Below are 12,174 nucleotides of genomic sequence, written 5' to 3' on the forward strand. Positions count from 1 at the left end.
AACAATCAGATATCAATAACGGTGAAGTAGTAAATTCAGCTACTGTAACTGCGGATGGACCAAACGGATTGACTGCGACAGATGTTTCAGATTCATTGAACCCTGCTGATGATACAGGAGCAGATGATGATGATACAGTGGAGCCACTACAACAAGTCATTGATGTTACGCTCACTAAAACCGGTGTGATAAATGACGGTGGTGATGGAGTAATCGATGCGGGCGATACGGTAACCTATACATTCGTCGTAACGAACACAGGAAATGTAACGATCACAAACTTTGTATTGACTGATCCATTGTTTGATGCTAGCGGAATCGTATTTGATAACACCACGCTTGATCCGGGTGAGACCGCGACAGGAACTTTGACCGATATCTATGTATTGACACAAGATAATGTGGATGATGGTTTTGTGCAAAACAGCGCAACGATTGAAGTCGATGATACGGTGATAGGTTTATCTACGACAGATGTTTCAGATGCAGGAGATGAGACGGTTGAGACTCCAGATGGAAACGGAAATACCGATGGCGATCCAACCAATGACCCTACTGTGCTTGACATTCCGCAGTTACCACAATTGAATGCTGTTAAAACGGCTGCAGTGACTGATAATGGTGACGGAATTAATGGTGCTGGAGACATCATAACCTATACGATTACGGTTGAAAATACGGGTAATGTAACACTGGATAATGTAACGATAACTGATGTTCTAGTGGATTTAAATGGAAACCCATTAACCCTAGACAGTGGTCCTAACTTTGTAAACGGTTCATTAGGTTCTGCTGAAGGTGATCTTCAGGTGGGCGAAATAGCTACGTATACCGCTACTTATACCTTGACACAATCTGATGCAGATAATGGTGGTGTGGCTAATCAGGTTACCGCTGCCGGAGATGGGCCAGACGGAACTAATACAACAGATGTAAGTGATGATGATGATGATACTGACGGAAATACTGAAGATGATCCGACAGAGACCATCGTACCACAGAATCCTTCCGTAGAACTGGTGAAGAGTAGTCAGTTTATTGATAATAACGGCAACGGAATTCCAGATGCGGGTATTGATACGATTGAATACACTTTCACGGTAACCAATACAGGTAATGTGACATTATTTGATCTTGAAATTGATGATGCAGATGATATTGGTGTAACTATTCCTATTGGAACACTAGCACCGGGTGAGAGTGTTACCGTTACAGATGCTAGTTATGTGATTCAACAGGAGGATATCAACCAAGGTCAAAAGGTGAATTCGGCTGAAATAGATGGAGTAACTTTATTAGGTGACCCAGCTGAAGATGTTTCAGACTCTGGTAATCCGTCTGATGATACCGGGGCAGATGATGATCCTACGGTAGAACCCTTAGAGCAAGTTATTGATATGTTCTTAACTAAGACGGGTGTATTAAATGATGTGGATGGCGATGGTGTTCCAAACGCAGGGATTGATACGGCTACCTATACCTTTGTAATAACCAATACGGGTAATGTTACTATAACCAACTTTGATCTGATCGATCCATTGCTAGGAGATCTATCTGGGGTAAGTTTTACACCGGTATCACTAGATCCAGGTCAAACGGCTACATCTACAACGGTGGATTACGTCTTGACGCAAGCAGATATTGATTTAGGATATGTGCAGAATAGCGCAACCGTTACGGTAGAAGATACGCTAGGAGGATTGAGCGATACCGATGTGTCTGATACGGGTGATGAAACGGTTGAAACACCAGATGGTGAAGGTAATACAGATGGTGATCCAACCAATGATCCAACGGTGATTGAGATTGAGCAATTCCCTGGAATTGCCTTGATTAAAACCTCTGAAATTATTGATGTGGATGGCGATGGATTAGATAGTGCGGGAGATGAAATTGTATTCACCTTTACTGTTTTAAATACGGGTAACGTGACCTTAACCAACGTGAATGTGACCGATAATGTGATTGGAGTGGCAAACTTATTGGTTGATCCAAATACCTTATTACCTGGTCAGCAAGGAATAACGACTGCAGTATACACCATCATGCAATCAGATATCGATGCTGGTGAATTCTTTAATTCGGCGGTAGTTGAATCAATTGATCCTAATGGAGATTTAATTGATGATATCTCTGATGATGATAGTTTTGAAGCTGGTCAGGATGAAGAAACAATTACTCAATTTGAGCAGGTACCAAGTGTTTCATTAGTGAAAACTGGTATGTATTTGGATGCAGATGATAATGGTATTGTAAACTCTGATGATTTTATCGAATATACCTTTATCATCACAAATACTGGGAATGTAACATTAGACAACTTCATCTTTGAGGATCCTGATGCTGATTTCACCTTTACGTTAGATGAGTTGGCACCGGATGAAAGTGAAACCTTTACAGGAACTCATCAAATCACAACAGGTGAAATTGATGAAGGAGAATTTACAAACACGGCAGAAGTTTCTGCAATATCACCACTTGGTGAGCAAGTAGAAGATACAGACAGCCATATAGAAATATTCCCTGAAACGGATGACTTTATTGTAAATGATGGTATTTCGCCAAATGATGACGGTATAAACGACGAGTTTAGAATTAAAGGGCTAGACCGTTTCCCAGATAACAATGTGAAAATATTTAATCGATGGGGTGTGTTAGTCTTTGAAACAGACGGATATGAAACACCTGGTGTAGAATATTTTACAGGTGAAAGTAATGGAAGAATTACAATCAATAAGGGAGATAAACTCCCGGTAGGAACATATTATTACATCCTGACCTATAAAGATAGGAACGGAGAGGACGAAGGAAAACTAAGAGAACAAGCTGGTCCACTGTATCTTAACAGATAGACAAATCATAATGTAATTGTTAACATTCCTGTGCATAAGTATGTACAGGAATGTTATACAGTGCATGGTATTGTTTGTAATTTTTCTTCGGTTTAATCCATCAATTTTAAAGAGTGTAAATGAGGCTCCATAAGTACTTAAATAAATTATTTTTTCTTGTAGTACTTAGTATGTGTTATGCGGTAAATGCTCAGCAAGATGCGCAGTATACCCAGTATATGTATAATACGATGAGTTTTAATCCTGGTTACGCGGGAACGAGAGGGGTATTTAGTGGTCTTGGTTTGCACAGGTCACAATGGGTAGGTCTAGATGGAGCCCCAAGAACTCAAACATTTTCTGCTCATTCTCCCATAGGGATAGGTAAAATAGGAGTAGGGTTTAATTTAACGAATGACGAAATTTTCATTACAAGAGAAACCTATTTTGATGCCATATTTAGTTATAACATAAATGTAACAGAAGAAACCAAGTTGAGTTTTGGAGTTAAGGCTGGAGCTCAATTATTGGATAATGATTTTAATCGATTGGTATTAGATGAAAAGGTTGACCCTTCTTACTTACAACAAATTGACAACAGGCTTCTTCCCCAAATAGGTTTAGGAGCATATATGTATAATAATAATTATTACGTTGGACTAAGTGCTCCTAATTTATTAGAGAATGATCATTTTGAAGATTCTGATGGGGTTGCTCGTATTGCTAAAGAACGAGTCAATTTTTATCTTATGGGAGGCTATGTTTTTCAGGTAAATGATGATCTTAAACTAAAACCTGCTGTGCTAAGCAAAATTGTATCAGGTGCTCCTTTGCAATTAGACTTGTCCTTAAATGCGCTGATGTATGAAAAATTCACATTAGGAGGAGCGTATCGTCTGAGCGCTGCATGGAGTGCGATGGCAGGATTTCAGTTTTCAGACGCCATGATGATAGGATTTGCCTACGACAGGGAAACCACTGAATTAGCACAATTCAATAGCGGTAGTTTTGAAGTTTTTCTGCGTTTTGAGTTATTTAGGCAGTACGGTCGAATTTTAAATCCGAGATTCTTTTAATGGGTATGACAGGAAAAACGAGACAGATAATTTTACTAGTGCTATTTGTAGTTTTTACTGCGCAGCCCTCCTTTTCTCAAAATACCCGATTAGAACGAGCAAATAGAGAATATGAGCGTCTTTCTTATATTAAGGCTCAGCGTCTTTATTTAAAGGTAGTCGAAGACGGCTACCGCGGAGAGGAATTGTTTCAAAAACTGGGGGATACCTATTATTATAACGGAGATTTTAAAGGTGCAGCTAAATGGTACGGGGAACTCATGGAAGAATTCAGCGAGTTTACAGATCCGGAATATTATTTTAGGTATGCTCAAAGTTTAAAGTCATTAAGAGATTATGATGCCAGTGATCAATGGATGAAGCGATTTATAGCTGCTAGAGGTGATGATACGCGATCAGCCTTATTTACTGAAAATCAGGACTACCTGGAGCAAATTAGTTACCAGTCTGGGCGATATGAGATAGACCCTGTGAGTATAAATTCTGAATTTTCTGAATTTGGTTCAGCTTTTTATGACAAAAAGGTTGTTTTTGCGTCTACTCGGGATACCGGGACCTTCACAAGAAAAATCAATAAATGGAATAATCAGGCATTCTTGGATTTATATACAGCAGAAGCCGATAGCATTGATGGAGATTTATCCAATGTTAAGAAGATTAAAGGAGATGTCAACACCATCTACCATGAATCTACACCAGTTTTTACCAAAGATGGTAAAACAATGTATTTTACACGTAACAATTATAATGATGGGGAATACAGACAAGATAAAAAGTTTTATAACCGTTTAAAAATCTATAAAGCTACATTTAATGATTTGACCAGATCATGGGATCGTATAGAAGAGTTGCCATTTAATAGTGATGACTATGCAGTGGCACATCCAGCGTTGAGCCCAGACGAAAAGAAATTGTTTTTTGCAAGTGATATGCCTGGTACAGTTGGGCAGTCTGATATTTTTTGTGTTGAAATTTATGACGATAATACCTATGGTAAACCCATGCGTTTACCGGGAGAGATTAATACTGAAGGAAGGGAAACATTTCCTTATGTAAGTGAAAAGGGATATTTATATTTTGCATCAGATGGTCATCCCGGGCTTGGTGGATTAGATATTTTTGTTACTTCTTTAACTGTAGATAACAAAGTTGGTGAAATAGTCAATGTAGGTGAACCGGCAAACAGCCCAGATGATGATTTTGCCTTTGCGGTAAGCGACGTGAGTAAGCGAGGTTATCTAACTTCGAATCGCGAAGGAGGTCAGGGAGGTGATGATATTTATACGTTCCAGCAAAAGAAACTTCCTAGAAACTTGTGTAGAGTAGTAGTTACAGGAATTGTAACAGATACGGACACCGGGGAGAAATTGCCTGGAGCCGAAGTAAAGTTAATTGAAGAAGAAACCAAAGAAACACTTGAGCAAACTATCGTAGGTGAGGAGGCAAACTATGCCTTTGTAGCAGATTGTGATACAGAGTATACACTGCGGGCAGAGAGAGATGGATACATTTCACAAGACCGCTTTTTTGTTACTCCAGAAGGAATTGAAGAATTTGAACAATCCATTGCCTTAACAAAAGAAGTGCAAAATGAGGTTGATCCTGTAGATTTAGAAACACTATTGTCGCTTGAACCCATTTATTTTGACTTTGACAAATCAAAAGTGCGTGAGCCGGATGCAACAGAAGCGATGAACAAGATTGTGGCTATTTTGAAAAAGTATCCCAAACTTGAAATTGAAATCTCCTCACACACAGATAGTAGGGGGTCAAAAAAATATAATGAGGGATTGTCTGAGCGACGGGCTAATCAAACAAAAGAGTATTTATTAAATAACGGATTGGAAGCTGAAAGAATTGTAGCAAAAGGCTACGGCGAAACTCAACTTCTCAATGAATGTGCAGATGGTGTACCTTGTAGTAAGGAGAAGCATCAATTAAACCGTAGATCTGAGTTCACGATATTATTTAAAATAAAAGGGGAATAAAGTTACCTTTGATGGATGGTTTAGCGAATTTGATCTAATTTATATCGTTTGTACATACTATTATATGGCTTTTTTTATATTTGTTGTTAATAACGTGTTGAGAGCCTGTTAACAAAAGAACCCCAAATTAAGTTTGCAGTTACCCTACCTACTGTGCGCTATAAATGAAAGTTTATGCGAAAAAAATATTTTAAATTAACGAGTACGTATTCGCTTGTATATGTTATTATCCTGATAGCTGCGATTGGCTCTCTCTTTTCTTATGCTTCCAAACAACAGCGAAACTCGTTTGCAGTTACAGGAACACTTACGGGTAATATTTTCCAAGACTTAAATAATAATAAAATTAAAGATCCAGGCGAACCTGGATTTGCAAATATAGACGTTCAGATTACTGATGTTAATGACGTTGAGCAAACAGTTGTTACAAATTCACTGGGTAATTGGACTGCAGTAGTTCCGGCTGGTGAAACTGTAGTTGATATTCAGGATTTTGATCAAGATGAAGTGGATGCTGGCGTAGTATTTCCTACAGTATTGGATTCTGATTTTCCTCAAAATGGATTAACTCTTACATTGGGTGCTGATCCAAAAACAGTTACGGTTACAGAGGGAGGGAGTTTAAACACAGGTCCAGTTGGTTATGCAGTATTGGGTTGTGTCACCGGTTGTGTGTATATTGATGAAAACGGTAACGGAATATTTGATGTTGGTATTGAGTCTACGGTTGCCGGGGCCACAGTGATTATTGATCCTGATGATCCATTGATAGAAGATTTTTTTGAAATTACTGATGCGAATGGTATTTGGGAAGCTTGTACCGTTCCTGGTAATATATCTGCATTGGTCGTGACTAATACAGGTACTCCTAACATTGATCCAGACTCAGATGTTACTCAAGGAGTTAATCCATCTCAAACAATAATCGTTGCCGGACAAACCATTTTTTTTGGTGATGATAATAATGGAGACGGAGTTGGGGATGCAAAAGTTGGGTTTTTCCCTCCAGAGTTTGGTACTTCCACAGGTATCGTTTTTAACGATATTAATTTTAACGGTATTCAGGATGTAGGTGAACCGGGAATCCCAGGAGTTTCTGTAAGTATTGAAGTGATTTCTGGACCCGGGAATAATAATTTTGTTCAAACAAATGATGAAGGAGTGTGGACGGTTGACCTTGAGCCAGGGACTTATACCTCTGATGTGGTAGAAGTCACTGTTGATATTGGTTGTCCTAATCAAGTATTAAGATCTATTGATTCTGATGCGCTTGTTGATATTGTAGTAGATGATGAAGAAACTTTTGCTGGTTTTGACGGCTTCTTTTGTCCTGTACCAGAAATTGATTTACAAAAATTTGGAGATTATGTAGACACCAACGGCGATGGTGGTGTAAGTGTAGGGGATGCGATTGAATATACCTTTACAGTTACCAATACAGGGAACAGACAATTATCAAATATTACGATTGACGATGTGTTAGTACCGGTGTCAGGTGGGCCTATTGCTTTGCTGCCTGGAGAATCTGATACGACAACTTTTACGGCAACCTATTTCATTACAGCTGCAGATATTGATGCAGGCGAAGTGTGCAACATTGCTACTGTGACTGGATTTACTCCAGAAACCTTTGAGGTGCAGGACACTGTTGAGGAAGTATGTACTGCAACCGAAAATTTATGCGAAACCAACTTGGTTAAAACAGGCGTGTTGGTAGATGATGGTGATGGCGAAATTACCACAAATGATGTTATTGAATATACCTTTGAGGTAACTAACACGGGTGATCAACTTATCACTGGAGTAAGCATTACCGATGGAATGTTAGGATTAACCAACGCATTTGTAAGTCCCAGTACGCTTGCTCCTGGTGAAACCGGAATTTTAGGTCCGGTTACGTATAATATACAACAATCAGATCTCAATGCAGGCGAGGTGATTAATAACGCTGAAGCAAACTGGGAATGTCAAAGTGGTCAAACCGCTATACCCAGCACCGATCAGGAAATAGTAGTCTTAGAACTAAACCCACAATTAACCCTACTTAAAGGAGGACAATTTGTTGATGACGGGAATGGTCAACTAGATCCAAACGATGTCATTAACTATACATTCACGGTAACCAATACGGGTAATGTTACAATTGAAAATGCATTCATTGTCGATCCTTTGCTTGATCCCACTAATCCAATTATTGGTCCTTTTGATCTTCCGGTAGGAGCTTTTATAGAATTTAACGCAACTAATACAGGTGGTGTAACTACCTATTCCATTACGCCAGATGATATTAATGCCGGAGTCGTTTGTAATCAGGCAACAGTTTCAGGAGAATCTCCAACGGACGAACCTGTTTCAGATGTTTCAGATTCTGTGAATATAGCTGATGATACAGGAGCAGATGATGATATTACGTGTACTCCTCTTCCGCCGGTAGGCGAACTGGATATCATTAAGTTTGGTACTTACGTTGATTTTAATAATAATGGATTTGTTGATGTTGGAGATCGAATCGTTTATTCATTTAGAGTTGAGAATATTGGAAATTTCCCAGTCTTTAATATAACCATAGACGACGATGATATTGGTATTACAAACCTATTTGTTGCTAATGAATTGGAACCGGGAGATTTTAGAGATGTAGAAGATGAAAATACCTTATTTTATGAAATAAGTAATGAGGACATTGCTGCGGGTGTTTTTTGTAATCTGGCAACTGTTAATGGTGAAACCTCTGAAGGTACACCGGTCACAGATAGTGACGTATTGTGTACACCTTTATCTATTAGTCCCGCAATTTCAATCGTGAAAACAGGAATTTATGTAGATACCGATCCAGTGGGTGTATTAAATGCAGGAGATTTGATTGAATACACCTTCACCATAACAAATACCGGAAACGTTTCATTGAATAATGTGGTCCTAGATGATCCGTTACTTCCAAACTCGCCGTTTACTCTTCCAGACTTAGCACCTGGAGAGCAAATAATATTGAGTGGATCGAATGATGCTAATTATGTTTATGCCATCATAGAAAATGATATAACGAATGGCTTTGTTACCAACACCGCCTGTGTGAATGCAGATGATCCTACCGGTAGCCCGGTAACTGAATCCTGTAGTACCGAAATTATTACCTTATCTAATGTAGCATCCATAGAATTACTCAAAGGCGTTACCTATGTTGATGCAAATAACGATGGAATCATTAATGCAGGAGATGAATTATCTTATGATTTTACAGTAACTAATACCGGAGACCTGGAAGTGACCAACCTTAGTATTGACGATGCAGATATTGGTCAAACCGGTATTGTAGTATCACCATCAACATTAGGTGTAGATGAAACCGGCACAGCAACTGCGACTTATGTGTTAACTCAGTCAGATATAGATGCTGGTGAATTTTGTAATTCTGCTATTGCCATTGGATCAAGTACTCAGGGAACAGTAACTGATGTTTCAGATTCTACCAATCCATTAGATGGTCCCGGGAATAATGACGAAACCTGTTGGTTCGCTGCTGCGATAAGCATTGTAAAATCTGGGGTTTTAGTTGATGCCAACAACAACGGGGTGGTAGATGTAGATGATGTGATTCAATATACTTTGACAGTAATTAATAACGGAAGCGAAGATTTAACTTCTATACAAGTCGAAGATCCTCTGTTAGGAGGAGACATAGGATCACCTTTTAACCTCGCAGTAGGAGAAGAGTTTACTCTACCTATACAAATTTATGGATTAGAACAAAGTGATATTGAGGAAGGTGAGGTATGTAATATCGCCAGTGTAGAGGGTGTTTCTTCTCCATCAAACATCAACGTAAGTGATGAGAGTAATGAAGTGTGCATTGATCTGGATGATGGCTTTATTTCTTCTATAGTGCTTGTAAAATCAGCAACAGTATTATTAGGCGATGACAACACATTAAATGCGGGTGATCAGATTCAATATACCTTTACCGTGACCAATACTGGTGGTACGAACATCTCTAATATTGAACTTGATGATGCAACGATCAATTTTGAAAATATTAGTGTGGCGGGATCACTAGCTCCCGGTGTAAGTGCTGAAGTAAGTACAGATGCTTCAACAAACTATATCATCATACAGGAGGATATAGATGCTGGTGAATTCTGCAATACAGCTGTAGCGGAAGGATTTGATCCTGATGGAATCAGTGTAACCTCTGAAGCTAGCATATGTACTCCACTAGAATTAGTTACCGGGATTGTCCTTGAAAAGGGAAGCGTTCTCAATGATGAAAATGGCGACGGGCTAAGTCAGCCGGGAGAAACCATTGACTATACGTTTACGGTGACCAATACGGGTGATGCTCCATTAGCAGATGTCATCATTTTAGATCCACTCTTTGAGGTGACTAACGACATTATCTTTGGTCCCTTTAATTTAAACCCCGGAGTAGCAGAAACGTTTACGCTATCCTATACTCTCCAACAAAGTGATATTGATGTCGGTGAGGTAGTAAACTCGGCTACCGCAATAGGAATTTATCTGAATGAAGATGTTCAAGATGTTTCTGACTCAACCAATGATAATGATGGTGATGAAGATGATGACCCCACGGTTACTCCTTTATTAATTGAGAATGGGCTGGCTCTACTCAAATCAGGAGTATATGTAGATACTGATGAAAATGAAATGGTCAATGTAGGTGATCAAATCAATTATCAATTCACGCTAACCAACACGGGTAATACGACCTTGTTTAATATTGTCATTGATGATGTTGATGATATTAATGTTTCCATTGAGGTAGGAACACTGCTTCCGGGTGAGATATTTACGTCAGAAGAAATCCTTTATTCACTCGTTCAGGCTGATCTTCAAGCGGGAGAAAAAGTCAACTCTGCAACTGCTACTGGTTTCAACACCAATGGTGGATCGGTAGAAGATGTTTCAGACTCTACAAACCCGGCTGACGATACAGGCGAAGATGATGATCCTACCGTAGTGCTACTTGACGTGCCAGATGATGTCATTTTCTATAATGGTATCACACCAAACGGAGACGGAATTAACGATGTGCTTATCATTGAGAACATAGAAAACTTCCCCAGTAACAATTTGAAAATATTTAATCGTTGGGGTGTGTTGGTATATGAAGCCGAAGCATACGGCTCTATTGAAGATGGAGAGCGCATAGAGTTTGACGGTACCAGTGACGGTCGTATCACTATTGCAAAGAATGAGAAGTTGCCAACTGGCACATATATTTACATTTTTGAATATGTGGACTTTTTAGATAGAACTAGAGAACTAACAGGATTCATTTATATCAATGCAGATTAATATGGCGACGATAAAGCAGATGAAAAATAGCGTTCTTGGAATAATAGTGTGTGTATGCTGTATACAACTGGCACACGCTCAACAGGATTCACAGTACAGTCAGTACATGTATAACACCTTAAGTATTAATCCGGGATATGCAGGATCTAGAGAAGTGTTTAGTCTGGTAGGCTTACATCGTAGTCAATGGGTAGGTATCGATGGTGGTCCGGCAACTCAAACACTATCTGCTCATACTCCTATTGGGTATGGTAACATAGGATTAGGAGTTAATATTATGAATGATAATATTGGTCCGGCGACAGAGCAATATCTGGATATTGCAGGAAGCTATACCATTCAATTCAATTATAAATCAAAGTTAAGTTTTGGACTAAAAGCAGGTGGGCATTTGCTTAATGTAGATTATAGCGACGTTTCCACACAAATGGAGGATCCTGCATTATCAGAAGAAGCTGAAGTAGACAATAGGTTTGCACCACAAGTTGGGATTGGATTTTACTACTTTACCGATAAATTTTACGCGGGATTGAGTTCTCCTAACCTATTAAAAACAAGACATTTTCAAGAGGCGGGTGATCTTTCATCATCTTCGGTTGCTGCAGAGCGTTTGCATTATTACTTTATTGCAGGTTCTGTATTTGATTTGACCTCAGATGTGAAATTCAAACCAACAATTCTTACAAAGGCAGTAGCAGGTAGTCCATTACAGATTGATGTATCGGCAAACTTCTTGCTGTATGATTCGCTTACCCTAGGAGCGGCATATAGACTGGATGCAGCTGCAACGGCATTAGTTGGTTTTCAGTTTGTGGATTCGATGTATGTTGGATTTGCATATGATATTGATACGACAGATTTGCAAGAATATTCCGGGGGTAGTTTTGAGGTAATGTTTAGGTATGAATTATTTAAACGTTATGATAAGATGGTTACACCGCGATTCTTTTAATACCTATTAAATGG

The 12,174-nt window shown here is 39.0% G+C and carries 5 protein-coding genes; all 5 read left to right on the forward strand.

All coding sequences use genetic code 11. From position 1 onward, the window contains the following. Nucleotides 1–2,852: DUF7507 domain-containing protein (locus ABD000_RS05755; RefSeq protein ID WP_343764807.1), on the forward strand; the 2,852-nt coding region annotated here is incomplete at its 5' end. Nucleotides 2,853–2,971: 119 nt separating this feature from the next. Next, nucleotides 2,972–3,907 (forward strand): PorP/SprF family type IX secretion system membrane protein, encoded by a 936-nt coding sequence (locus tag ABD000_RS05760; protein WP_343764808.1) that lies wholly within the window; start codon nt 2,972–2,974, stop codon nt 3,905–3,907. 5 nt (nt 3,908–3,912) lie between these two features. Next, a complete protein-coding gene (locus ABD000_RS05765) occupies nt 3,913–5,895 on the forward strand; it encodes an OmpA family protein (RefSeq protein WP_343764809.1) in 1,983 nt (660 codons plus the stop codon). Nucleotides 5,896–6,069: 174 nt separating this feature from the next. Next, on the forward strand, nt 6,070–11,208 hold the full coding sequence (locus ABD000_RS05770) for a DUF7507 domain-containing protein (RefSeq protein ID WP_343764810.1): 5,139 nt from the start codon (nt 6,070–6,072) through the stop codon (nt 11,206–11,208). A gap of 19 nt (nt 11,209–11,227) precedes the next feature. Beyond that, nucleotides 11,228–12,160: a PorP/SprF family type IX secretion system membrane protein gene (locus ABD000_RS05775; RefSeq protein WP_343764811.1), complete on the forward strand. Its 933-nt coding sequence runs from the start codon at nt 11,228–11,230 to the stop codon at nt 12,158–12,160. Nucleotides 12,161–12,174 lie beyond the last annotated feature (14 nt).

Origin of the sequence: Gangjinia marincola (assembly GCF_039523415.1) — a bacterium.
Lineage (GTDB): Bacteria > Bacteroidota > Bacteroidia > Flavobacteriales > Flavobacteriaceae > Gangjinia > Gangjinia marincola.

Bases quoted from the DNA above. Each gene is read 5' to 3' on its own strand.
- ABD000_RS05760 (WP_343764808.1), top strand. From the start codon at position 2,972: ATGAGGCTCCATAAGTACTTAAATAAATTATTTTTTCTTGTAGTACTT.
- ABD000_RS05765 (WP_343764809.1), top strand. From the start codon at position 3,913: ATGACAGGAAAAACGAGACAGATAATTTTACTAGTGCTATTTGTAGTT.
- ABD000_RS05770 (WP_343764810.1), top strand. From the start codon at position 6,070: ATGCGAAAAAAATATTTTAAATTAACGAGTACGTATTCGCTTGTATAT.
- ABD000_RS05775 (WP_343764811.1), top strand. From the start codon at position 11,228: ATGAAAAATAGCGTTCTTGGAATAATAGTGTGTGTATGCTGTATACAA.